Here is a 24,662-nt window from a genome sequence, read left to right on the forward strand (position 1 = left end):
CGATAGTGGCGCTTATATGGTTACCAATTCCCTTCCGGCAATCGTCGAAAAGTCGCACCTTATCCTGCGCTTAGGGGGCTTGTGATCAGCGTCGCGATCACCAAGGGCAGCGGGTCGAAGCCTGTTTCGACTGGGATTCGGGGTAGTTTTATACCAGAAATTGCCACAAAGCCCGCTTCCGGGACCGGCAAACGGGCCGCATCCGACGCCGCGAGGTCGACCACCAGTCCGATCGCCGCCTGTGGAATAAAGTCGCAGCGGCGGATGCCGAGGCCGCGAACCTCGATCAGGCCGGCCAGGGCCGGGGCCGGGTGCGCGATCAAGTCGCCGTCGGCCGCGGTGAGATAAAGGCGGTCGTCGCCGACGAGAAGGGTCGGCGGAATCTGGCCGGCCCGCCCGGCCAGGATCAGGCCGAAGGCCAGCCGCGACTTGCCGGCGCCGGAGGGGCCGCGAATCAGGATGCCGGTGGTGCCGGACCGGACCGCGGAGGCATGCACCGTCGCGCCGGTGGGCTGATCGGTGGCGGCCTGCGGCTCGGCCGCGGTCATGTCGCGGGAAGCCGAACCACGAAGCGGGCGCCGAGCACCGGCGTCTCGCCGCTCGGCTCGGTGTTGCCGATGCGGTTCTCGGCCCAGATCTTGCCGCCATGGGCCTCGACGATCTGCTTGGAGATCGACAGGCCGAGCCCGGAATTCTGGCCGAAGCCCTGGTGCGGCCGGTCGGTGTAGAAGCGCTCGAAGATGCGCTCGAGCGCGTCGGGGCGGATGCCGGGACCTTCGTCATCGATGACGATCTCGATCTCGTTGCGCAGGCGGCGGCAGGTGACGCGAACGATGCCGCCTTCGGGCGAGAACGAGCAGGCGTTCGACAGCAGGTTCGAGATCACCTGGCCGAGACGCGAATCGTGGCCTGGCGTCGAGAACGTGTCGTTCGGATTGCCTTCGAAGCGCACCTGCACGGTGACGTTGCTGGTGTTGTGCTTGGTCTCGTTCGAGACGGTGACGAGCGTCGTCAGCAGTCGGCGCATATCCACCGGCACCACGTCCTGGCGCTGCAGCTCGGCATCGAGGCGACTCGCATCGGAGATGTCGGAGATCAGCCGGTCGAGCCGACGGACGTCGTGCTCGATCACCGCCAACAGCCGCGAGCGGCTGTTTTCGTTGCGCGCGAGTGGCAGCGTCTCCACCGCCGAGCGCAGCGAGGTGAGCGGGTTCTTCAATTCGTGCGCGACGTCGGCGGCGAACCGCTCGATCGCCTCGATGCGGTTGTAGAGAGAGGTGGTCATCTCGCGCAGCGCGCCGGACAGGTGGCCGATCTCGTCGCGGCGGCGGGTGAAGTCCGGGATCTCGATACGCGTCTTGACGCGGCGGCGGACGTGATCGGCGGCATCCGCAAGACGCCGCACCGGGCCGGCGATGGTGCTGGCGAGCAGGAGCGACAGCACGATCATCACCGCGGCGGCGATACCGAACACGCGCAGGATGGCGATGCGCTCGGCGGTGACCATCTGGTCGATGTCGTCGCCCTGGGTCGAGAGCATCAGCGCCCCGTTGATGGCGCGGAAACGCTGCACCGGCACCGCGACCGAGACGATCACTTCACCGCGGTCGTTGATGCGCACCGCCGAGGCCTTGGTGCCGTTGAGCGATTGCGCGACCTCGGCATAGCCCTTGCCGTTCTCGGGCCCGAGTTCGCGATAGGGCGGCAGATCGCCGCGATTGAGCCAGGTGCGGATGGCGATCATCGTGCGCTCGGCGAGGCCCGGCTTGCCGCGTTCCGGCGGCGGCAGGTCGAAGCGCAGCACGTCGCCGCGGGCGAACTGATCGCGGCTGTCCAACAGCAGCACGCCGTCGCGGTCATAGATGCGCGCGCGCGTCTTGGTCGGCGAGATCAGGCCGCGCAGCACCGGAGCGATGCGCACCGGGTCGATCGGAAAGTCGAGGCCCGACAGGGTGTCTTCCGAGGGCCCGTAGGTTTCGCCGGGCTTGAGGTCGAGCAGACGGTCGGGATCGATGGTGATGCCGTTCGAGTCGGTGGTGCCGGTGGCGGCGATCGCGCGGGCGATGATCTCTCCCTGCACCAACAGGCTCTGCGCCTGCGCATCGATCAGGCCGGCGCGGAATTGGGAGAGGTAGAGCACGCCGGCGAGCAGCGCGATCAGGCCGGTCAGATTGAGAAAGAGGATGCGCCGCGTCAGGCTCGAAAAGGTGAGGCTGAGCAGATACTGGCCGGTCCATTGCAGCCAGTCCGGCACATGCACCCCGTCCGGCACGCGCAGCCAGCCAGGCCGCCGCAACGTGCGAAACCGCGCGCGCGCAGGCTTGGCTGCGCCGCCCGGCTTGCTGGCCGGCGTGGCTGGAGGTGAAGGCCGCTCGCGCGCGGCGCTTCGATCAAGGACTGGTCGGTCAAGCAACGGTCAGCTCAGCCCGCTTGTTGCGTGATGATGCGCAATGACGTGCCCGAGTTTAGCCCGGCTCCCCGCGGCGGATCAAACGCGCCGCGCGCGGTGGAACACTCAGGTTTCCTTGAAGCGATAGCCGACGCCGTAAAGCGTCTCGATCATGTCGAAGTCGTCGTCGGCGGCCTTGAACTTCTTGCGCAGCCGTTTGATGTGGCTGTCGATGGTGCGGTCGTCCACATAGACTTGGTCGTCGTAGGCAGCGTCCATCAGCGCGTTGCGGCTCTTCACCACGCCGGGCCGGGTCGCGAGCGCCTGCAGGATCAGGAATTCGGTCACTGTCAGCGTCACCGGCTCGTTCTTCCAGGTGCAGGTGTGCCGCTCGGGGTCCATGCGGAGCAGGCCGCGTTCGAGCGCCTTCGGATCGGCTTCCTTCGGCGCCGCGTTCGGATCCTTCGGCGTCACCCGCCGCAGCACGGCCTTGACGCGCTCCACCAGCAGCCGCTGCGAGAACGGTTTGCGGATGAAGTCGTCGGCGCCCATCTTCAGGCCGAACAGTTCGTCGATCTCTTCGTCCTTGGAGGTGAGGAAGATCACCGGCAGGTCGGACTTCTGGCGCAGGCGGCGCAGCGTCTCCATGCCGTCCATGCGCGGCATCTTGATATCGAGAATCGCCAGGTCCGGCGGGGTGCCACGGAAGCCATCCAGCGCGGAGGCGCCATCGGTATAGGTCATGATCCGATAACCTTCGGCTTCCAGCGCGATCGAAACGGACGTGAGAATATTACGGTCGTCGTCGACGAGGGCGATTGTGGGCATTAGCCTGCTTTCTGGGTCGGGTTTCTGGGTCAAGGCGCCGCGACCGGCGGAGCTTACGAACTGTGTCGGCCCCCTCGGGGCCTGGAACGGGGCTCAGCCAGCAATGCAAGCTGGGCTGAAATGTGACGCATTCGACCGAAAACGCATGCGATTTCCATAGGTTCCAAACTGGAAGCACACGCTGCGATGGACAAACGGGGACGAATTCCGTGCTTAATGGTCCCGAATAATCCCGCCATCGCCTTCGGCCGGGCCGGGCGCTGTTTAACCCGTCCGGTGCCGATCTTCCAGCCCTAAGGACTCAACCGATGCAGCCTAGCGCGAAATTCGATTCCGTTCAAACAGTCAAGTCTTTGATTCGCAGCGGGAAACAAGGGGCGCTGGCGACCCTGATGCCCGGCAGCGGGGATCCGTATTGCTCGCTGGTGAACGTGGCGACGGCCTCGGACGGTATGCCCTTGCTGCTGATCTCGAAGCTCGCCATCCACACCAAGAACGTCCTGGCCGATCCGCGCGTCTCGCTGATGATCGACGAGCGGCGTGCGGGCGATCCGCTGGAGGGCGCGCGGGTGATGATCGCGGGCCGGGCCGAATCCGTGACGGCGCCAGCGCTCGAACCCGTACGGCGGCGCTACCTGCTGCGCCATCCGAGCGCTGCCGCGTTCGTTGATTTCCCCGACTTCTCGTTCTTCCGAATCGTCCCTGCGAGCGTTCACCTGGTCGCGGGCTTCGGCCGGATCGAGACGCTGGAGGGCGCGCGGGTGTTGACTGATCTGACCGGTGCGGAGGAGGTGCTGGCTGGCGAGGCGAGCGCGGTGGAGCACATGAATGAAGACCACATGGATGCCAATGCGCTCTACGCGACCAGGCTGCTCGGTGCTGCCGATGGTCCCTGGCGCATCACGGGTCTCGATCCCGATGGCGCGGACCTTGCGCTCGGTGATGCGACGCTGCGCCTGCCATTTCCTGAACGGGTGACAAGCGCGCTGGCGCTGCGCAAGATGTTGGTGGCGCTGGTCGGCGAGGCGAGGGCCAAGACGAGTTAACCATCGCCTCTTGAGCACGACTCATTATTGTGCGCTGCAATCGCATTGCTCAACGCCGAGCCATGCATCAGAGTCGCGGCAGAAAGCCGCGATCGTGCGTTTTTGTGTGCGCAACCAAGAGGTTGTTGGGAACTAACCGGGAGGGTTCACGACGCATGTCACCCAATTGTCTAAATTGATCCGGATCAGCTTGGCAATTGGAGCGTTCGCCACTATTAGATCGCCGGACTGAGGCCGGACCGTTATAGTCCGCAGGCACCCGCGATTGTCTTGGTGGTGATGCAAGCAAGCCGTGGGCTCGAGGAGGAAGACTTCGTGAAAAATACGGGCGTGCACAACGGTGCCTTCGGCGCCGACAAATTCGGTTTCAAAAAACTGGAAGAGGTGAAGTGGAATCTCGGTGCGCCCGCGCTCTACGAATATGCGCTGCGTGACAACGAGGCGATCGTCACCTCCGAAGGTGCGCTGTGCGCGGAAACCGGATCGCACACCGGCCGCTCGCCGAAAGACAAATTCACGGTCCGCGACGCGACCACCGAGAAGACCGTGTGGTGGGGCGGCAACCAGTCGATCACCTCGGATCAGTTCAAGACCCTGCTCGACGACTTCCTCAAACACGCCGAAGGCAAATCGCTCTACGCTCAGGACCTCTACGGCGGTGCCGATCCCGCCTTCCGCATCAAGACCCGCGTCTACACCGAACTCGCCTGGCACTCGCTCTTCATCCGCACGCTGCTGATCCGTCCCGAGCTGAAAGAGCTCGCGAGCTTCACGCCAGACCTTACCATCCTCGACTTCCCCTCCTTCAAGGCTGATCCGAAGCGCCACGGCGTCCGCACCGAGACGGTGGTCGCGATCGACTTCGCCCGCAAGATCGTACTGATCGGCGGCTCGCAGTATGCCGGCGAGATGAAGAAGTCGGTGTTCACCACGCTGAACTACTACCTGCCTGAACAGGGCGTGATGCCGATGCACTGCTCCGCCAATGTCGGCGAGGCGGGCGACACGGCGATCTTCTTCGGCCTCTCCGGCACCGGCAAGACCACGCTCTCGGCCGACCCGAATCGCACGCTGATCGGCGACGACGAGCACGGCTGGGGCAAGGAAGGCGTCTTCAACTTCGAGGGCGGCTGCTACGCCAAGTGCATCAAGCTTTCGCAGGAAGCCGAGCCGGCGATCTATGCCGCGAGCCAGCGCTTCGGCACCGTGCTCGAAAACGTGGTGTTCGATCCGATCACCCGCGTCGTCGATTTCGACGACGGCTCGAAGACCGAGAACACCCGTTCGGCCTATCCGCTCGACTTCATCCCGAATGCGTCCCGCACCGGCCGCGCCGGTCAGCCGAAGAACCTGGTCATGCTCGCCGCCGACGCGTTCGGCGTGATGCCGCCGATCGCCAAGCTGACGCCGGCGCAGGCGATGTACCACTTCCTGTCCGGCTACACCGCCAAGGTTGCCGGCACCGAGCGCGGCGTCACCGAGCCCGAGCCCGAGTTCTCCACCTGCTTCGGCTCGCCGTTCCTGCCGCGGCATCCGGGCGAATACGGCGACCTGCTGCGCAAGCTGATCGCCGAGCACAACGTCGATTGCTGGCTGGTCAACACCGGCTGGACCGGCGGCAAGTATGGCGTCGGCCGCCGCATGCCGATCAAGGTCACCCGCGCGCTGCTGACTGCGGCGCTGAACGGTTCGCTGCGCAACGCCGACTTCCGCACCGACAGGTATTTCGGTTTCGCCGTCCCGACCTCGCTGCCGGGCGTCGAGCCGCATATCCTCGACCCGATCAAGACCTGGGCCGACAAGGCCGAGTTCGACAAGACCGCGCGCAACCTCGTGGCGATGTTCCAGAAGAATTTTGCCAAGTACGAAGATCACGTCGATGCCGACGTTCGCGCCGCGGCGCCGGAAGTGAAGCTGGCTGCTGAATAAGCATCGTTTTCGAAGCGTTCGTCAGTGCGAGAGGGCGGCTGCGAGGCCGCCCTTTTGTTTTGCGCGGTCGGACTGCTGACGGAGGACAGACTCCTTCGGAAACCACTACACACTTGTCCGGATCGTGCCTTAGTCTGGGCGCCAACAACAAGAGGAGCGACCATGAAGGCGGCGGTCTATTATCAGAACGGCGGACCCGAAGTTCTCAAGTACGAAGAGGTGCCGGACCCGATGTGCCGTCCAAAAGGCGTCGTCATCCGCATCGAGGCGGTCAGCATCGAGGGGGGCGATACGCTGAACCGCTTCGGCGGGCCGCTTGCGACCACGCCGCACATCGTCGGCTACCAGGCGGCGGGCGAGATCATCGAGGTTGGCTCGGAGGTGAGCCATCTCAAGATCGGTCAGAAGGTCGTTGCTTCCGATGCCTATGGATCGCATGCGGAAAAATGGGGCGTGCCCGCGCGTGCGTGCTGGGTCATTCCCGACGGCCTCGATGTGAGGCACGCCGCCGTTGTTCCGGTGCCGTTCGGCACTGCCGACGAATGCCTGTTCGAGTTCGGCCGGTTGAAGGCGGGCGAGACCGTACTAATCCAGGCCGGTGCCAGCGGCGTTGGTGTGGCCGCGATCCAGCTGGCCAAGCGCGCCGGCGCCCGCGTGCTGGCAACCGCGTCAAGTGAGGAGCGGCTGCAGGCGCTGAAGCCGCTCGGCCTCGATGATGGCATCAACTATCGGACGGAAGATGTCGTCGAGGCGGTGATGCGGCTGACCGACAAGAAGGGCGTCAACCTGGTGGTCGACTCCGTGGGCGGGTCGACACTGCAGGGGAGCATTCGTTCGCTCGGCCATCGCGGCCGCGTGTCGATGGTCGGCCGTGCCGGTCGCGAGCCCATGACCGTCAACGTGCAAAGCCTGATGGCCGGCAACCGCTCGCTGACCGGCGTGTTTCTCGGTGCCGAGATCGCCACCGAACGCGGCTACAACAACATCCAGCGGCTGTTGAACGAGGTGGCCAAGGGTGAACTGAAGGTCGTCATCGACAAGACCTTCCCGCTCCAGGATGCGGCCGCCGCGCATGCCTATATCGAGAGTCGCAAGGCAGTCGGGCGTGTGCTGCTGATTCCGTAAACCCGACAGATTGGCTCTTCATGGTGAGGAGCGGTGCGCGCATGATCTCGAAAAGTGCGGAGCAGTTTTCGGATCGGATCATGCTCAAGCAAACACCGCATCTCGAGCCATGAGGCCAAAACCATAGGACCAGGCGGCCAACCGGCGCTGCTGCATCGCCTCATCCTTCGAGACGCCGCGCGTTGCGCGGCTCCTCAGGATGAGGGGCGGCTACTCACCCTCGCCGAGGACCAGCGCCGCCTGCCGGGCGCAGCGTAGGATTTCATCGGACAGAGCAGTGTCGTCGGCGACGCGTGACAGGTTGATGGCTCCGACCATCATGCAGGCGATAGCGACGGCGCGCTCACGCGAGCCCGGATCGCCGGAGAGTGCGTTTTCGATCGACTGGATCAGGCGGCGAATATGCAATGTCATCGCCGCGCGGGCCGCGCCGCCCGCGCGGGCGGTCTCGCCGCTCAGCGTGGAGATCGCGCAGCCCTGGGCCGGCGAGTCGCGATGGGCGCGGCTCAGATAGCTGCGGGTCTTGGCGCGCAGCGAACGATCTTCGCCAATCGCCATGTGCCCGGTCTTGGCGCCGTCGCGCAGGGCTTCCTTCAGCGCCTCCGCCACCAGTTCGTCGCGGGTGGCGAAATGGCCGTAGAAGCCGCCGTGGGTCAGGTTCACCGCCTGCATCAGCTTGGCGATGCTGAGGCTCTCCAGGCCTTCTTCCCGAATCTGCTTCGCCGCAGTGGTCAGAATTCGCTGCCGGCTGCGCGCCTTGTCCGCCTGTGAGTGACCCATCGCAATGCTCCGCCGCACATTTCCTGCTTGACGATCAGAATGATGATCATCATGCTGATCTGGATGATCATCATCATTTAGCGGAACCTAGCACGAACCGCGCGGCCGGACCATCGCCGGCGGTCGAACCCCGGGGAGGAGACGATGGCCGAGACCCAAGCTGCCGAAGGACGCATCCGCCACGAGGTGCATGGCCGCGTGCTGAAGATCGTCATCGACAACGCAACCAAGCGGAACGCGTTCAGCCCGGAGATGATGGAGCAATTGTCCGAGGCGTTGACGCTGCTGGACCGCAGCGACGACCTCTGGGTGGGGGTGCTGTGCGCCGAGGGCGATCACTTCACGGCGGGGCTCGACATGCCGAAGTTCTTCGGCCCGACCGCCAAGCCGCGCAAGCGCGTCGAGGGCAATGTCGATCCGTTCGGACTCACCAAGCGCTGCCGCAAGCCGGTGGTGACCGCCGTGCAGGGCATCGTCTTCACGGTCGGCATCGAGATCATGCTGGCGGGCGATATCGTCATCGCCGCCGACGATTGCCGCTTCTGTCAGATGGAATCCAAGCGCGGCATCGCTCCGCTCGGTGGCGCGCATTTCCGCTTCCTCACCCGCGCAGGCTGGGGCGACGCGATGTATCACCTGTTCCTGTGCGACGAGTTCAGCGCCGAGCGCGCCCACAAGATCGGCCTGGTACAGGAGGTGGTGCCGAAGGGGCAGCAGGTCGTGCGTGCGATGGAGATCGCGGCGCTGATCGCCCAGAACGCGCCGCTCGGCATCCAGGTCACCAAGGAGGCGGCGTTGATCTATATCGAAGCGGCCGAGAAGGCGGCGATCGACTACATCCCGACGATCCGCGAGCGGGTGCTGCAGTCGGAGGACGCCAAGGAGGGCATCCGCTCGTTCGTCGAGCGTCGCGCCGCGGTGTTCACGGGGCGCTGAAATGCCCCGCTGCGCCGGCTATTGCCGCGACGGGCGCGGTGGCGGGGCCTGACCGGTCGTCTGCGGAGCGTCGATCGAGCCGGTGTGGTCATCGGCCTTGTCGGCCGGAATCGGCGCGATCTTCATCTCGCCGAGCCGCGCGCGGGTCGCCGCCGACAGTCCCGGATAGCTCTCGACCGGTGTGAACTCGCCCTGGCCGTCGGCGCGGGCGCCGTTGTAGGCGACGAGGCCGGTGCTGGTGGCGACCACGTCGCCCGGCTTCAGCGTGGTGTCGAGCGAGATATCGACCGGCGCGAGACCGACCGGATCGCGTCCGTTGCAGGAGCAGTCGGAGGCGATTGTCTTGCGATAGGCGAAGGCGTTGTCGATGTCGGCATAGCGCTCGCCGTCCATCGAGATCGCGCGTTCGATCTGGCTGCCGAAGAATACCTTGGTCGCCGTGGCGGGACAGAATGCCTGGCACACCGCCGTCGGCGACATGTCGTTGCGCCCGAACACCGCGAAATGCCGGCCGTCGCACATGCGCACGCAATGGGCGGTGGAGCGGGCATAGCCGCCGCCATTGGCCTGTGGCGCGGGCGCGCCGCCTCGATCGGGCTCGGCGGCCGGCGGTCGTGCGGGTCTCGGTTCCTCCTGCGTTCCGAACAGGAAGTCGAAGAAGCCGGCGGCGGCGGGCCGTGGAACCGTAAGGCTGAGGACGACGGCCGTGGCCAGCATCAGCGCGATGCGGCCGCGAGGGCGCTTGATATGCAGGTGGAAACGCAACGCGGACTCCCCATTCAGGCAGCATCGCTTGCCGGGTACTGGCCCGGATCAAGGTCGTTTAACCCTAGAAGGAGGATGGTAAATGAGCGGTTTCCGGCAAAACCGCGGCCGCGCCGCGGTTTGTTTTTGTCAGCCGAAGAACAGCCAGCCTGCAAGCAGGAACACCGGCAGCAGGATGCCGCAGGACCACAGCATGTAGCCAAAGAAGCTCGGCATCGCGACGCCGGCGCTGCGCGCGATCGCGTAGACCATGAAGTTCGGCGCGTTGCCGATGTAGGAGTTGGCGCCCATGAACACCGCGCCGGTGGAGATGGCGGCGAGCGTTGCGGCGCCGCTCGTCATCAGCGTCTTCGGATCGCCGCCGGCAAGCTCGAAGAACACGAGGTAGGTCGGTGCGTTGTCGAGGAACGACGACAGTCCGCCGGTCAACCAGAAGTAGGCAAGATTGTTGGCGCTGCCGTCGGCCTGGGTGACGAGCTTGACCAGCGGTGCGAAGGCCCCTTGCGTGCCCGCCTGCAGCATCGCCATCACCGGCACGATGCAGACGAAGATGCCGGCGAACAGCAGCGCCACCTCCTGGATCGGCCCCCAGGAAAAGCCGTTGGCCTTGCGGTGGGAGCGGCTGGTGAGCAGCACCGAAGCGACGGTGACCAGGATGAAGGTGATGTCGCGCAACAGGTTCTGCAGTTCGAGGTCGGTCCCGGCGATGTGGAAGACGATGCCGGGCTTCCAGGAGGCGCTCAGCAGGATTGCGCCGATGATGATCGCGATCAGCACGAAATTGATCTTGCCGTGCAGGTACAGCGGCGAATCCGGCGTCGGGTCAGCCTTCGGGCTCTTGCCCTCGCGGCGGTGCAGGGCGATGTCGAGCAGCATGAAAATGCCGAGCACGAGTCCGCCCACCGTCAGCGTTTCGATGAACAGGTGTTGCGTGGTCCAGAAGAAATCGACGCCTTTCAGGAAGCCGATGAACAGCGGTGGATCTCCGAGCGGAGTCAGCGAGCCGCCGATGTTGGAAACCAGGAAGATGAAGAAGATCACCACATGCACGTTGTAGCGGCGGTCGTCGTTACAGCGGAGCAGCGGGCGGATCAGGATCATCGAGGCGCCGGTGGTGCCGACGATGCTGGCGAGCACCATGCCGACGCCGAGCAGCACGGTGTTGGTGAAGATGCTGTCGTGCAGGTTGCCTTCGAGATAGATGCCGCCGGCGGTGGTGAACAGCGCGAGCAGCAGCAGGATGAAAGGGATGTATTCCAGCAGCGCCGTGTGCGCCAGCGTCGGCACCGCAGCGCCCGCGCCGAACATGACGAACAGCGGGACGACCACCAGCGCCGCCCAGAAGGCGGCGAACTTGCCATAGTGATGTTCCCAGACATGGGGATAAAGAACCGGGCCAGTCGCGATCGACAGCAGGATACCCGCGAACGGCAGCGCCCACAGCAGCGAGAGCTTGGCGCCGTCGATCGCCTCCGCAGCCGCCGCAGGCGTTGCGACCAGGCAGGCGGCCGTGGCCGCTGCGATGACGCGAAGCTTCATGATCCCCCCAGTGGTTCTCGCCCCTGCGGGGTTTTAGCGAAGACGCCGATGTCCCGCAAATGCCGGGTGCCGAAAATCAGAGGCCGGCGCGCTCATGTTCGCGCCGCTAGAACCGGCACCAGGACAAGACCGCGAACACCGGCAGCAGCACGATCGTCGACCAGGCGATGAAGCCGAAGAAACTCGGCATCGCCACGCCGCGTTCGCTGGCGATGGCATAGACCATGAAGTTCGGAGCATTGCCGATATAGGTCAGTGCCCCCATGAACACCGCGCCGAGTGAGATCGCGGCCAGCGTTGGAGCGAGCTCCGTCATCAGCTGCGCCGCGTCGCCGCCGGCGAGGCCGAAGAACACCAGATAGGTCGGCGCGTTGTCGAGGAAGCCGGAGAGGATGCCGGTCAGCCAGAAGTACATGACGTCGCGCGGTGCGCCGTCCGCCGTGCTGACGGCGGCGATCAGCCAGGAGAACGCGCCGTCGCGGCCCGCCTGCAGCATCGCCAGCACTGGGATGATGCAGGTGAAGATGCCCGCGAACAGGATCGCCACCTCGCGAATCGGCTCGAAGGTGAAGCCGTTATTCCTGCGGTGCTCGTTCGGCGTCAGCCAGAGCGACAGCCCGGCGATGGCGAGCAGCGCGAAATCGCGCGCGAGGTTCTGCAGTTCGACCCTGGTGCCGAGCACGTCGAAGCCGATATCCGGCTTCCACAGCGCGGAGCCGAGGATCGCGCCGATGATCAGCGCGATCAGCGCGAGGTTGATCAGCCCGCGTACCTTCAGCTTCAGCGGTTGCGCCGGCGGCAGGGCGATGCGCTCGCGTCGCGCATAGATCTGATCGACCACCGCGAAGATCGCCAGCAGCGCCAGCGTGACCAGCAGCGTGTCGTGCCACAGGTGCGTGGTGGTCCAGAAGAAGTCGACGCCCTTCAGGAAGCCGATGAACAGTGGCGGATCGCCGAGCGGTGACAGCGCGCCGCCGATGTTGCAGACCAGAAAGATGAAGAACACCACCACATGGGCGTTCGCGGCCCGGCCGGCATTGGCGCGCAGCAGCGGCCGGATCAGGATCATCGCGGCGCCCGTGGTGCCGACGACGCTGGCGATCAGGGTGCCGAAGCCGAGCAGCGCGAGATTGGTGGTGGTCGTGCCGCGCAGGTTGCCGGTGATGAGAATGCCGCCCGCCACCACGTAGAGCGCGAACAGGAGCACGATGAAGCTCATGTATTCGGCGAGCGCCGCATGCACCAGTGCGGCGAGCGCGGTGCCGGTGCTATAGGCGAGCGCCAGCGGCACCATCAGCAGGACGCTCCAGGCGAGCGCGAACTTGCCGTAGTGATGATGCCAGAGGCGGGCGAAGAACAGCGGGCCGGCGGCGATGGTGAGCAGGATGCCGATGAACGGCAGCGCCCATGGCCAGGTCAGCGCAGCGCCGTCGAGCGCGGCGGCGTGCGCGAGGCCGGACGATGCCAGCAGCATGACGAGGGCGAGCGCGGGAATGGCAGCGGCGAAACGCCTGAACATGATACGGACGGTCCTTGTCGCGACGGCCCGGGCCTAGCAAGTGCGGGATCGCCTGCAAAGGCGGCCAGCGGACCCACCATGGGACGCGTTGACGCGGGTCGGCGAGCGTTGCGTCCTGGCCCGCCGGCCTGAGGCCCTACGACTTGGGGTTGAGAAACTCGCCGGCCTTGAACAGCGCGCGAAACGGAATGCCGGCTGCCTCAAAGGTCTCGGCCGCGCCTTCCTCGCGGTCGACCATGGTGAAGGCGAGCACCACGTTGCCGCCCGCCTCGCGCACCGACTCCACCGCCTTGATCGCCGAGCCGCCGGTGGTGGTGACGTCCTCGACGATGACGACGCGCTTGCCCTGCAGCGTTTCGTCCTTGGCGAGGCCTTCGACCAGCAGCTTCGCGCCGTGCTCCTTCGGCTTCTTGCGGACGAAGAAGGCGGCGATCGGATGCCCCTTGATCCAGGAGAGCTGCGCGATCGCACCGGCAAGCGGCACGGCGCCCATTTCGAGCCCGCCGATATAGTCCAGCCCGTCGTCCTTCAGCGCATCATAGGTCAGTTCGGCCAAGAGCGCGGCGCCTTCGGGGTCGAACATCGTCGGCTTGAGGTTGAAGTAGAAATCGCTCTTGCGGCCGGAGGCCAAGGTGATCTCGCCCCGGCCGAACGAGCGCTTGGCGATGATTTTGGCAAGGCGTGCGCGTGAAGCGGAGATGGACAAGGGCGGTCTCGCTGGCTGATTGGGATCGGGGCGGATTCTAAATGTCGCACGGTGGACATTCCAGACCGGATCGCGCACCGTCAACAGGGCAGGACTATCCGCAAAGGCTCGCTATGACCATTGATTTGTACACCTGGAACACGCCGAACGGGCGCAAGATCAGCGTCGCGCTGGAGGAGATGGGGCTGCCGTACACGGTGCGCCCGGTCAATATCGGCAAGGGCGAGCAGCGTGAGGCCGAGTTCCTGAAGCTGAGCCCGAACGGTCGGATTCCGGCGATCGTCGATCCGGACGGGCCGGGCGGCGGCCCGGTCAGCGTGTTCGAATCCGGAGCCATTCTGCTTTACCTCGGCGAGAAGACCGGCCAGTTCCTGCCTGCCGACTTGCGCAAGCGCATTCCGGTGCTGGAGTGGCTGATGTGGCAGATGGGCGGCTTCGGGCCGATGCCGGGTCAGGTGCATCACTTCTTGACGGTGGAGAACGAGCAGGACCGGCGCTACGGCCTGGAACGCTACATGGCCGAGACGCGCAGGCTCTACGGCGTCTTGAACCGGCGGTTGGAGGATCGCGATTACGTGGCGGGCGATCTGTCAGTGGCGGATTTCGCCATCCTCGGCTGGGCCTGGCGGCATGAGCGGCACAAGGTGTCGTTCAGCGATTTTCCCAATGTGGGCCGCTGGTACGACCGGCTGCTGGCGCGGCCGGGCGTGGCGCGTGGGCTCGCGGTGAAGCTGGATTAGCTAAAGCATGATCCGGAAAAGTGTGACGCGGTTTTCCGAAAAGATCATGCTTAGACAGGGAGCTAAAGCGCGAGAATGATTCATCCAAATCTCATCGCGCTTTAGATGACTGGATGTCCCCCTTCGCGGGTGTGACGATCGTGGCCTCACGCTAGGTCTTGCGCGCCTCGAATGCCATGCGCAACGCGAGGCCGGCGAGCACCGTGCCCATCAGCCAGCGCTGGAGCATGAGCCAGGCCGGGCGTTTGCCGAGGAAGGATGCGATCGAACCTGCCGCGAGCGCGATCATCGCATTGACGCTGAGGCTGATGGCGATCTGGGTGAAGCCCAGCACGATCGATTGCGCGAACACGCTGCCCTGTGCCGGATCGATGAACTGCGGCAGCAGCGCAAGGTAGAGCATCGCGATCTTCGGGTTGAGCAGGTTGGTGACGAAGCCCATCGTGAACAGCTTGCGCGGCGAGTCGATCGCGAGCTTGCGCACCTCGAACGGCGAGCGGCCGTTCGGCTTCACCGCCTGCCAGGCGAGATAGAGCAGATAGGCGGCGCCCGCGAGCCGCAGCGCATCGTAGGCGTAGGGAATGGCGAACAGCAGCGCGGTGATACCGAACGCGGCGCACAGCATGTAGAACACGAAGCCGAGCGCAACGCCGCCGAGCGAGATCAGCCCCGCCACACGCCCCTGCGTGATCGACCGCGAGATCAGGTAGATCATGTTCGGGCCGGGCGTCAGCACCATGCCGAGCGACACGAGAGCGAAGGCGAGCAGGGCCGTCGATGAGGGCATGGGCGATTGCCTCGGAAGCGCGGATATGAGTGTAGCTTCTAGCGCGCCAAGCCCGCCCGTTCCATTGCGATTTCGTCGAAGCCGGCGCAACAATCGTGCGGAAAATGGGCGGACGAAAAAAGTGCCAGAGGACCGGACGCTCTCGTAAGCGGCGCCCGGCGCTTTGTCTCATTGTTCTGGCGCATCGGTCTGTCGAAAACCGCGCGCACGTTTCGGGCGAGACGCTAGTGAGCCTCGTCCCAGTTGGTCGCGGCGCGGGCGTCGACCTGCAGCGGCACCGACAGCACCACGGCCGGGAACGGTGCGTCCTGCATGGTGTGCTGTACCACCGGCAGCGTCGCCGCCACCTCGCCGTCCGGCACCTCGAAGATCAGTTCGTCATGCACCTGCAGCAGCATCTGCGCCGACAGCTTCTTCGCGGCGAGCGCATCCTCCATCCGGATCATGGCGCGGCGGATGATGTCGGCGGCCGATCCCTGCAGGCGGGCGTTGATCGCGGCGCGTTCGTTGAACGCGCGCAGCGACGGGTTTGATGCCTTGATGTCCGGGTAGTGGCACTTGCGACCGAACAGCGTCGTCACATAGCCATGCTCGCGGCAGAACTCGCGCGTTTCGTCCATGTAGGCGCGGATGCCGGGGAAGCGCTCGAAGTACTTCTTAATGTAGGCGCTCGCTTCCTCGCGCGGGATGCCGAGCTGGTTGGCGAGGCCGAAGGCGGAGATGCCGTAGATGATGCCGAAGTTGATCGCCTTCGCGCGACGGCGAATTTCGCCGGGCATGTCCTTGATCGGCACGCCGAACATCTCCGATGCCGTCATCGCGTGAATGTCGAGTCCGTCGTTGAAAGCCTGCTGCAGCGATGGGATGTTGGCGATCTCGGCCAGCAGGCGCAGCTCGATCTGCGAGTAGTCGGCGGAGACGAGCTTGTGCCCGGGCGTCGCGACGAAGGCCTTGCGGATCTTGCGGCCGTCCTCGGTGCGCACCGGAATGTTCTGCAGGTTCGGCTCGGAGGACGACAGGCGGCCCGTCGTCGTCGATGCCAGCGCGTAGGAGGTGTGCACGCGTTTGGTGGTCGGATTGATGTAGCCGGGCAGCGCGTCGGTGTAGGTGGACTTCAGCTTGGTGACCTGGCGCCACTCCAGGATCCGCTTGGGGAATTCGTGGCCGGCCTCAGCCAGCTCGTCGAGGATCTGCGCCGAGGTCGACCAGGCGCCGGTCTTGGTCTTGGCGCCGCCGGGCAGGCCCATCTTACCGAACATGATGTCGCCGAGCTGCTTCGGGCTGCCGGGATTGATCGGCTCGCCCGCCATCTCCTGGATGCCGGCTTCCAGCCGTGCGGCGGTCTGGGCGAAATCACCGGAGAGGCGCGACAGCTCCTGCCGGTCCACGGCGATGCCGCGTTGCTCCATCCGCATCAGCGGCGTCACCAGCGGCCGCTCCAACGTTTCGTAGACGGCGTTCATGCGCTCGGCGACCAGCCGCGGCTTCAGCACGCGCCACAGCCGCAGCGTCATGTCGGCACGGCCGGCGCTGTACTCGGTGGCCCTTTCGAGCGTCACCTGATCGAAGCTCAGCCGGTTCTTCCCGGTGCCGGTGACGGCGTCGCGGCCGAGCGGCGTATGCCCCAGGGCGGCTTCTGCGAGAGCCGCGATGCCATGGTTGGTGCGGCCGGCGTCGAGCACATAGGAGATCAACATGATGTCGTCGATGCCGCGCACGGGGATGCCGTGCTGGGCCAGCACCAGCATATCGGCCTTGATGTCGTGGCCGACCTTCTGCACCGCGTCGGTCTCGAGCACCGGCTTGAGCGCGGCGAGGGCGTCGTTCAGCGCGATCTGATCCGGCACGAGACCCGCGGCGAACAGACCGGCGCCTTCGCCCGCCTGCTTGTGGACCAACGGCACATAGCACGCCTCGTTGTCGGCGAGTGCCAGCGAAACGCCGCAGAGCTCCGCCTGCATCGGATCGGGGCCGGTCGTCTCCAGCGCGATGGCGAGGAACCCTTGCTCGCTGGCGCGGGAGAGCCACGCCTGGAGGTCGTCGTGCGTGCGGAGCGTCGCATATTGCGTGCGATCGACCTTGCTGGCGCGTGCCGCGGCGGCGCGGGCCGTGGCAAGCGCCTGCGGGGTCCAGTCGCCGATGCCGTCGGTTTTCGCGGCGGGTGTCGCGCCCGGCGCGGGCTTCGCGGTGATCGCCGTACCCTTCGCCCGCGCGTCCGGCTCGCCGCCGAGCGGCAGGGTCTCGGGCGAAGCCGCCGGCGGCTCGACATGCGCAAACGAGCTCTTCAGCCGGTCGTCGGGAGCGACGTCGGAGGGGTCGATCTCGGAATAGTCGGCGACGCGCTTGGTCAGCGTCGAGAACTCCATCGCCTTCAGAAAGGCGATCAGCCGCCGGGCATCGGGTTCATGCACCGCGAGTTCGTCGAGCGGCACCTCGAGGGCGACATGGTCGTCGAGCAGCACCAGCTTGCGCGAGATGCGCGCCTTCTCGGCGTTCTCGACCAGCGCCTCGCGCCGCTTCGGCTGCTTGATCTCGCCCGCGCGTGCGAGCAGCGTGTCGAGGTCGCCATACTCGGTGATCAGCTGCGCCGCGGTCTTGATGCCGATGCCGGGCACGCCCGGCACGTTGTCGACGGAGTCGCCTGCGAGCGCCTGCACCTCGACCACCTTCTCCGGCGGCACGCCGAACTTCTCGATCACCTCGGCCACGCCGATACGCCGATCCTTCATCGTGTCGTACATCAGCACCTTGTCGGTGACGAGCTGCATCAGGTCCTTGTCGGACGAGACGATGGTGGTGACGGCGCCGCGTTCGCTGGCTTCCCGGGCATAGGTGGCGATCAGGTCGTCGGCCTCGAAGCCGATCTGCTCCAGGCACGGCAGCTCGAATGCCTTCACCGCTTCGCGGATCAGCGCGAACTGCGGGATCAGGTCGTCCGGCGCCGGCGGACGGTGCGCCTTGTAGTCGGGATAGAGATCGTTGCGGAAGGTGACTTCCGACTTGTCGAACACGATCGCCAGATGGGTCGGGCTGTTGTCCTTCGGCATGTCGCGCAGCAGCTTCCACAGCATGTTGCAGAAGCCGAGCACCGCGTTCACCTGCAACCCGTCGGACTTGCGGTTCAACGGCGGCAGCGCATGGTAGGCGCGGAAGATGTAGGACGAGCCGTCCACCAGGAACAGGTGCTGGCCCTGCATCGACGCGCCCGACGTGGCTTTTGCCACGGCCTTCGGCGGTTGCACGGGCTTCGCCGGCTCAGCCGCCATCGCAGCAGCGGATTTGGCGGGAGCAGGCTTGGCGGTGGATTTCGCTGCGGTCTTCTTGGGCGGCTTCGCGGGGGCTTTCGACATGGCGGCAATCTAGTGATTTCCGCCGCGCTTGGCACCCCGTTCCGGCGGCGAGCCAACGATAATTTTATGCCGCAAAGAGCACCGAAACCCGCACGACGCCAGGCGCCGCGCGGGCAGATGCTGTCACTCTGCTGCCTGCAGAGTCACTCGCGGCTTCGGCGTCAGCCAGAACGCGGCGGGACGATCGAACAGGAAGCGCAGCGCAGTGTTGCGCGTCAGCCACCAGATCGCCAGCGCGCCGATCACGCCGCTCGCGGTCACCAGCACGGCCATCACGCCAACATCGGGAATGATGCCGGTCTTGGTCAGGACCACGCGGGAGACGGCCATCGGCAGGAAGAAGGCGAGATAGACCACGAGCGAGTGCTCGCCGCAGTAGCGGACCCCGTCGAGCCAGCGCATCTTCGCTAGCAGCGCGCCGGCGGTGATCACGGCGGCGGAACCGGCATAGCCGAGGATCAGCGAGAGCACCGGCCAGGTGGCGACGCCGGCGTACGTGGCCGCGCCGTTGATCACGCCCCACAGGCCGAGCCCCGCAAGGGCGATGCCGGCATGGCCCTGCACCTCGCGCACGAAGGCGAAGATGTGCTTGGCGAACAGGTAGCCGGAGTAGAAGTAGACGAAGCGCCAGGCGAACTCGTCGATCACCGTCCAGCCGGTGCTGATGTTGGACATTTCCAGCACCGCGCCAAAGCCCCAGATCAGGGCGGGGTGGACGGTCTTGGTGAGCTTGGTGACGACGAAGAAGATCGGCAGCAGGTAGATGAACCAGAGCGTGCCGAACGGATCGATGAACGACAAGAGATACAGTTTGGCGACATAGGCCGCGCCATGTTCGGCCGCGAAGCCGGGCGCCTTGAAGGCAAACTGGATTGTCACCCAGAGGACATAAAAATAGGCGAAATGCATCACCTTGCGGTCGAGATAGGTGCGCCAGTCGCGATCGATCACCCGCGCCAGGAACAGGCCGGAGATGAGAAAGAAATCGGGCATGCGGAACGGCTTGGCGAACTCGATCACCGCGTTCATGAAGCCTTCCTGGCCCATCGCGTTCTGAACGCCGAGCGTCGAGTGCATCATCACCACCATGATGATGCAGATACCTTTGGCGTAATCGACCCAATCCAGCCGGTCGGCCGGAGCGGCGAAGCGATCGAGCGTGCCTGTGCCATTTGTGACCATGGTGTTCCTCTTCAGTGCACCCTTTTCGTCATCGTCGGACAATTGGGTTTCGCGACCCTTACTCGTACAAGTGCCGTGCCAGGAACTCGGCGAACGATGCTATTGTCTCGTCAATGAAAGGTTCATCTGCTATCACCGCGCCGCCTGACGCGTTTAGGCGAGCATTAACCATCAATGGCGGGCATCGATGCGTATAGTGATGATCGGCACGGGGTATGTGGGGCTGGTGTCCGGCGCCTGTTTCGCGGATTTCGGCCATCAGGTGGTCTGTGTCGATAAGGATACCGCCAAGATCGATGCGCTGGAGCGCGGCGAGATTCCGATCTTCGAGCCGGATCTCGATCGGCTGGTCGAGACCAACGTCAAGGCCGGACGGTTAACCTTCACGACCAATTTGAAGGGTCCGGTCAGCGAGGCGGATGCGGTGTTCATCGCCGTCGGCACGCCGTCGCGCCGTGGCGATGGCCACGCGGACCTGACCTATGTGCACGCGGCAGCGCGCGAGATCGCCGAGGCGCTGAAGGGCTTCACCGTGGTCATCACCAAATCGACCGTGCCGGTCGGCACCGGCGATGATGTCGAGCGGATCATGCGCGAGACCAATCCGTCCGCCGACGTGGTGGTGGCATCCAATCCGGAGTTCCTGCGCGAGGGCGCCGCGATCCGCGACTTCAAGCATCCGGACCGCATCGTCGTCGGCACCGAGGACGAGCGCGCGCGCAAGGTGATCGCCGAGATCTACCGGCCGCTCTATCTCAATCAGGCGCCGATCATGTACACCGGCCGCCGCACCGCCGAGCTGATCAAGTACGCGGCGAACGCCTTCCTCGCCACCAAGATCACCTTCATCAACGAGATCGCCGATCTCGCCGAGCGCGCCGGCGCCGACGTGCAGGAGGTCGCGCGGGGCATCGGACTCGACAACCGCATCGGCGCCAAGTTCCTGCATGCGGGGCCCGGATTCGGCGGCTCCTGCTTCCCGAAGGACATTCGCGCGCTCGCCAAGACCGCGCAAGATCACGATGTCTCGCTGCGGTTGGTCGAAGCGGTGCTGGCGGTGAACGACGCGCGCAAGCGGGCGATGGCGCGCAAGGTCGCGCATGCGCTCGACGGCAACCTGCGTGGCAAGACCATCGCGGTGCTCGGGCTCGCCTTCAAGCCCAACACCGACGACATGCGCGAGGCGCCGTCGATCCCGCTGATCACCGCGTTGATCGATCAGGGCGCCAAGGTGCGCGCCTACGATCCGGAGAGCATGCAGCAGGCGCGCGCCGAACTACCGGACGTGGCGTACTGCAACGATGCCTATAGCTGCGCCAAGGGGGCGGATGCGCTGGTCATTGTCACCGAGTGGGAGCAGTTCCGCGCGCTCGATCTGAAACGTTTGAAGGCGGAGCTGGCGCAGCCGGTGGTCGTCGATCTGCGCAACATCTACCGGCCGGATGAGATGGCCGCGCTCGGCTTCGCTTACGAGAGCGTGGGGCGGCCGCAGCAGCGGGGCTAAAGCGCGATGAGATTTGGACGAATCATCCTTGCGCTTTAGCTCATTGTTTAAGCATGGTCATTTCGGAAAACCGCTTCACACTTTTCCGGATCATGCTTTAAGGCGGGCCGAGACCGTCCGCCGCGATCGCGCGTTCACCTCGCCCCGCGCGCGAGAGAGATCGGCATCTTCGTGCGCGGGATGAGGGACTTGGCAACGGCGTTCTGATCCTTCATTGCATCGTATCCTTGATGCCCCTCGTCCCACCCCACTCCTCGCAAGCGGGGAGTGGAGCAAGCTTGATCCGTGACCCGCAGTTTCGATACCCCGCTTCCGATCGATGCCGTGCTCGATGCGCTCGCCACCACGCTGCGCGACGGCAATTGTGGTGTGCTGGTCGCGCCGCCGGGCGCCGGCAAGACGACCCGCGTGCCGCTGGCGCTGCTCGACGAGCCATGGGTCGGCCCCAGGAAGATCATCGTGCTGGAGCCGCGCCGGATCGCGGCGCGCGCCGCCGCCGAGCGGATGGCGAAGACGCTGGGCGAGAAAGCCGGCGAGACGGTCGGCTATCGCGTGCGCTTCGGCTCGAAGATTTCGCGCAACACCCGCATCGAGGTGGTGACAGAAGGAATCTTCACGCGGCAGATCATCGACGATCCGGAGTTGAGCGGCGTCGCCGCGGTTCTGTTCGATGAATTCCACGAACGTTCGCTCGATGCCGACCTCGGCCTCGCGCTGGCGCGCGATGCGCAGCAGGGCTTGCGCGAGGATCTGCGTATCCTGGTCATGTCGGCGACGCTGGACGGCGCGCGCGTGGCGCGGCTGCTGGGGGATGCGCCGGTGATCGAAAGCGAGGGGCGGGCCTTTCCCGTCGAGACGCGTTATCTCGGCCGCAAGTCCGATGCGCCGATCGAGCGGCAGATGGCGGATGCCATCGCCACGGCGTTGCGCGCGGAGGGCGGCTCGGTGCTGGCGTTCCTGCCGGGCGCTGCTGAAATCCGCCGCACCGAGACGATGCTGCGCGAGCGCGTCAGCGATCCGACCGTTGACATCGTCGCGCTATTCGGTGCGCTCGATGCCTCGGCGCAGGATCGTGCGATCGCGCCGGCACCGAAGGGCACACGCAAGGTCGTGCTGGCGACCTCGATCGCCGAAACCTCGATGACCATCGAGGGCGTGCGCATCGTCGTCGACTGTGGGTTGTCGCGAGTGCCGCTGTATGAGCCGGACATCGCGCTGACGCGGCTGCAGACGGTGCGGGCGTCACGCGCTGCGGTGGACCAGCGGCGCGGCCGTGCCGGCCGCACCGAGCCCGGCGTCTGCTACCGGCTGTGGGACGAGCCGCAGACCGCATCGCTCGAGGCGTTCACGCGTCCGGAAATTCTCGCCAGTGATCTGTCGTCGCTGGTGCTCGATCTCGCACAATGGGGCGTCGGCGACCCTGCGCCGCTTGCGTTCCTCGATCCGCCGCCCGCGCCGGCCTGGAGCGAGGCGAAGCGCCTGTTGCAGGAGCTCGGCGCGCTCGATGTCGATGGTCGCATCACCGCGGAAGGCAAGCGCCTGGGGGCACTGCCGCTGCCGCCGCGGCTCGCGCGCATGATCGTCGATGCCGCGCGCGAGGGGGCGGCGGACGATGCGGCGATGATCGCTGCGGTCTTGACCGAGCGCGGGCTCGGCGGCGACAGCATCGATCTTGAAGCGCGGCTGGATCAGTTTCGCAGAGACCGCTCGCCGCGCGCCGGCAATGCGCGGACGATGGCCGAGCGCTGGGCAAAGGAAGCGCAAAGCAGCCCCTCACCGGTCTCGCAAGGGTCGCGACCCTCTCTCCCTACGCGGCGGGGAGAAGGTCGTGCGGCGCGTAGCGACGAACGGGGTGAGGGGCATCTATCGACCGGCGCGATCCTTGCGCTCGCGTTTCCGGATCGTGTTGCGCGCAACCGCGGCAACGGCTCGTTCGTGCTGGTCAACGGGCGCGGTGCATCGGCCGAAAAGACCTCGGTATTGGCGCGTGCGGCCTATCTCGCGGTGGGCGAATTGACCGGCGGCGCCGCCAACAGCCGCATCCTGCTGGCCGCGCCGATCACGCAAGGCGAGATCGAACGGCGGTTCGCGGCCGAGATCGAAAGCGAAGACGAGATCAGCTTCGACAGGGCGTCGTTGTCGCTGCGCGGCCGGCGCAAGCGGCGGCTGCGCGCCGTCACCCTGTCCGAACAGATCATGCAACTCGTGCCGAGCGAGACGACGGCGCGGGTACTGGCGGACGGCATCGCCGAAGCCGGGCTTGCGCGGCTGCCCTGGTCGAAGGCGCTGCAGCAATGGCGTGACCGGGTGATGTTCCTGCGCAGGGCGGAGGGCGATGCATGGCCAGACCTGTCGGATGCCGCGCTCGCAGACAGTCGTGCCGCGTGGCTCGAGCCGCTGCTGCACGACAAGACGGCCTTGAGCCAGGTCTCCGCCTCCGAACTGTCCGATGCGGTGATGGCGCTGCTGCCGTGGGATATGCGTGCGCGGCTCGACCGCGAGGCGCCGACGCATTTCGAGGCGCCGACCGGCTCGCAGGTGGCGATCGATTACGAGGCGGAGCAGGGGCCGACCATCGCCATCCGCGTGCAGGAGCTGTTCGGTCTCAACGTCCATCCCGCGATCGCGCAAGGCAAGGTGCCGCTGGTGATCGAGTTGCTGTCGCCGGCGCACCGGCCGGTGCAGGTGACGCGCGATCTGCCGGGCTTCTGGCGCGGCAGCTATGCGGGTGTGCGCGCCGATCTGCGCGGGCGTTATCCGCGTCACCCCTGGCCAGACGATCCGGCCAGCGCGCTGCCGACCCGCCGCGCCAAGCCGCGCGGGACATGATGCGGCCTTTCGCGGGCCCGATTAACGCTTCACTCACCGTTTTCGGCAAAATTGGCACGCCTGCCGCGGGCTTTGCTGCGAGCGAGGTCCAGGCAGGGTTCGCGATGTGCTGTAATCGCGTCCGGACGCGGGCCTTCAACAGTGGCGTGCAGGGTAGCGTGTATGCGTAGCATTCTCATCTTTGCCGCGGTGCTGACCGGCCTCGGCGTTTTCCTCGCCCGCATGGCCGACAATCTCCAGCCTTCGATGCAAGCGGCCGCTTCGACGCAGGGCCATGCCGCCAATGCGGTGTTATCCGATCAGCAGACCGGCCGCCGCAGCCATGCGATCACGCGCGACGCGCGCGGGCACTTCCAGACCGACGGTCGCGTCGATGGCCGTCGCATCGGCTTCATGGTCGATACCGGCGCCTCGGTGATCGCACTGAACGAGAGCTCCGCCGCTCAGCTCGGCATCCGCCCCTCCCGCGAGGACTACAGTGCCACCGTTACCACCGCCAACGGCACGGTGAAGGCGGCGCGCACCCGCCTTGCCAGCGTCGATGTCGGCGGGCTCGAAGTGCGCGACGTCGAAGCCATGGTGCTGCCGGACACGGCGCTGAGCGAGAACCTGCTCGGCCTATCCTATCTGTCGCGGCTGCGCCGGTTCGAATACGCCGGCGGCAAGCTGGTGCTGGAACAATAGGCGTTCTCGTGCGTCTGTATCGTG

19 protein-coding genes are annotated in these 24,662 nt (G+C 65.8%); 8 read left to right on the forward strand and 11 right to left on the reverse strand.

Features of this window, described 5'->3' with window-relative positions; all coding sequences use genetic code 11:
• Positions 1 to 59: 59 nt before the first annotated feature.
• From X566_RS11105 to X566_RS11115, 3 genes are all read right to left on the reverse strand, one after another.
• On the reverse strand, positions 60 to 548 hold the full coding sequence (locus X566_RS11105) for an HPr kinase/phosphorylase (RefSeq protein ID WP_051444016.1): 489 nt from the start codon (positions 546 to 548) through the stop codon (positions 60 to 62).
• Positions 545 to 2,272 (reverse strand): stimulus-sensing domain-containing protein, encoded by a 1,728-nt coding sequence (locus tag X566_RS11110; protein ID WP_409337832.1) that lies wholly within the window; start codon positions 2,270 to 2,272, stop codon positions 545 to 547. Before X566_RS11110 ends, X566_RS11105 begins: the two co-directional genes overlap by 4 nt.
• Before the next feature lie 243 nt (positions 2,273 to 2,515).
• Positions 2,516 to 3,217, reverse strand: coding sequence for a response regulator transcription factor (locus X566_RS11115; protein WP_034466175.1), 702 nt, complete (start codon positions 3,215 to 3,217; stop codon positions 2,516 to 2,518).
• A gap of 308 nt (positions 3,218 to 3,525) precedes the next feature.
• Here X566_RS11115 and X566_RS11120 point away from each other — a divergent pair, with 308 nt between their 5' ends.
• The 3 genes from X566_RS11120 (at position 3,526) to X566_RS11130 (ending at position 7,317) form a co-directional block, all read left to right on the forward strand.
• A complete protein-coding gene (locus X566_RS11120; RefSeq protein ID WP_034466177.1) occupies positions 3,526 to 4,263 on the forward strand; it encodes a HugZ family protein in 738 nt (245 codons plus the stop codon).
• A 315-nt stretch (positions 4,264 to 4,578) separates the two neighbouring features.
• On the forward strand, positions 4,579 to 6,192 hold the full coding sequence (locus X566_RS11125) for a phosphoenolpyruvate carboxykinase (protein WP_034468385.1): 1,614 nt from the start codon (positions 4,579 to 4,581) through the stop codon (positions 6,190 to 6,192).
• A 162-nt stretch (positions 6,193 to 6,354) separates the two neighbouring features.
• Positions 6,355 to 7,317 carry a zinc-binding alcohol dehydrogenase family protein gene (locus X566_RS11130; protein WP_034466180.1) on the forward strand — a complete coding sequence of 321 codons (963 nt, stop codon included), beginning with the start codon at positions 6,355 to 6,357 and terminating at the stop codon, positions 7,315 to 7,317.
• 210 nt (positions 7,318 to 7,527) lie between these two features.
• Here the strand turns inward: X566_RS11130 and X566_RS11135 are convergent, their stop codons facing one another.
• Positions 7,528 to 8,097 carry a TetR/AcrR family transcriptional regulator gene (locus tag X566_RS11135; RefSeq protein WP_034466183.1) on the reverse strand — a complete coding sequence of 190 codons (570 nt, stop codon included), beginning with the start codon at positions 8,095 to 8,097 and terminating at the stop codon, positions 7,528 to 7,530.
• Between the two features lie 144 nt (positions 8,098 to 8,241).
• Here X566_RS11135 and X566_RS11140 point away from each other — a divergent pair, with 144 nt between their 5' ends.
• Positions 8,242 to 9,033 (forward strand): crotonase/enoyl-CoA hydratase family protein, encoded by a 792-nt coding sequence (locus X566_RS11140; RefSeq protein WP_034466187.1) that lies wholly within the window; start codon positions 8,242 to 8,244, stop codon positions 9,031 to 9,033.
• 18 nt (positions 9,034 to 9,051) lie between these two features.
• Here X566_RS11140 and X566_RS11145 read toward each other — a convergent pair whose 3' ends face one another.
• The 4 genes from X566_RS11145 to pyrE form a co-directional block, all read right to left on the reverse strand.
• The gene (locus X566_RS11145; protein ID WP_152539845.1) at positions 9,052 to 9,798 is read right to left on the reverse strand and encodes a DUF2865 domain-containing protein; all 747 of its coding nucleotides are present in this window, start codon (positions 9,796 to 9,798) and stop codon (positions 9,052 to 9,054) included.
• Positions 9,799 to 9,927: 129 nt separating this feature from the next.
• Positions 9,928 to 11,337: a sodium:proton antiporter gene (locus X566_RS11150; protein ID WP_034466190.1), complete on the reverse strand. Its 1,410-nt coding sequence runs from the start codon at positions 11,335 to 11,337 to the stop codon at positions 9,928 to 9,930.
• Between the two features lie 106 nt (positions 11,338 to 11,443).
• Positions 11,444 to 12,856: a sodium:proton antiporter gene (locus X566_RS11155; RefSeq protein ID WP_081740139.1), complete on the reverse strand. Its 1,413-nt coding sequence runs from the start codon at positions 12,854 to 12,856 to the stop codon at positions 11,444 to 11,446.
• Positions 12,857 to 12,992: 136 nt separating this feature from the next.
• Entirely contained in the window at positions 12,993 to 13,562 is a 570-nt protein-coding gene (gene pyrE, locus X566_RS11160; RefSeq protein ID WP_034466192.1) for an orotate phosphoribosyltransferase, read from the reverse strand.
• A gap of 113 nt (positions 13,563 to 13,675) precedes the next feature.
• Between pyrE and X566_RS11165 the strand changes: the two genes are divergently transcribed.
• Positions 13,676 to 14,302, forward strand: coding sequence for a glutathione S-transferase family protein (locus X566_RS11165; RefSeq protein WP_034466195.1), 627 nt, complete (start codon positions 13,676 to 13,678; stop codon positions 14,300 to 14,302).
• Between the two features lie 151 nt (positions 14,303 to 14,453).
• Here X566_RS11165 and X566_RS11170 read toward each other — a convergent pair whose 3' ends face one another.
• The 3 genes from X566_RS11170 to X566_RS11180 all read right to left on the reverse strand — a co-directional run bounded on the left by X566_RS11170 (position 14,454) and on the right by X566_RS11180 (position 19,621).
• Entirely contained in the window at positions 14,454 to 15,089 is a 636-nt protein-coding gene (locus X566_RS11170) for a LysE family translocator (RefSeq protein WP_034466198.1), read from the reverse strand.
• Between the two features lie 224 nt (positions 15,090 to 15,313).
• Complete coding sequence (polA, locus tag X566_RS11175) at positions 15,314 to 18,439, reverse strand: DNA polymerase I (protein ID WP_034466201.1); 3,126 nt, start codon at positions 18,437 to 18,439, stop codon at positions 15,314 to 15,316.
• 123 nt (positions 18,440 to 18,562) lie between these two features.
• Positions 18,563 to 19,621, reverse strand: coding sequence for an acyltransferase family protein (locus X566_RS11180; RefSeq protein WP_034466203.1), 1,059 nt, complete (start codon positions 19,619 to 19,621; stop codon positions 18,563 to 18,565).
• A gap of 187 nt (positions 19,622 to 19,808) precedes the next feature.
• On the opposite strand from X566_RS11180, the gene X566_RS11185 reads away from it, so the two are divergent.
• The 3 genes from X566_RS11185 to X566_RS11195 all read left to right on the forward strand — a co-directional run bounded on the left by X566_RS11185 (position 19,809) and on the right by X566_RS11195 (position 24,638).
• A complete protein-coding gene (locus X566_RS11185) occupies positions 19,809 to 21,125 on the forward strand; it encodes a UDP-glucose/GDP-mannose dehydrogenase family protein (protein ID WP_034466205.1) in 1,317 nt (438 codons plus the stop codon).
• A gap of 285 nt (positions 21,126 to 21,410) precedes the next feature.
• Positions 21,411 to 23,954, forward strand: coding sequence for an ATP-dependent helicase HrpB (gene hrpB, locus X566_RS11190; protein ID WP_034466207.1), 2,544 nt, complete (start codon positions 21,411 to 21,413; stop codon positions 23,952 to 23,954).
• 162 nt (positions 23,955 to 24,116) lie between these two features.
• On the forward strand, positions 24,117 to 24,638 hold the full coding sequence (locus X566_RS11195; RefSeq protein ID WP_034466209.1) for a TIGR02281 family clan AA aspartic protease: 522 nt from the start codon (positions 24,117 to 24,119) through the stop codon (positions 24,636 to 24,638).
• Positions 24,639 to 24,662: the final 24 nt, after the last annotated feature.

Origin of the sequence: Afipia sp. P52-10 (assembly GCF_000516555.1) — a bacterium.
Lineage (GTDB): Bacteria > Pseudomonadota > Alphaproteobacteria > Rhizobiales > Xanthobacteraceae > P52-10.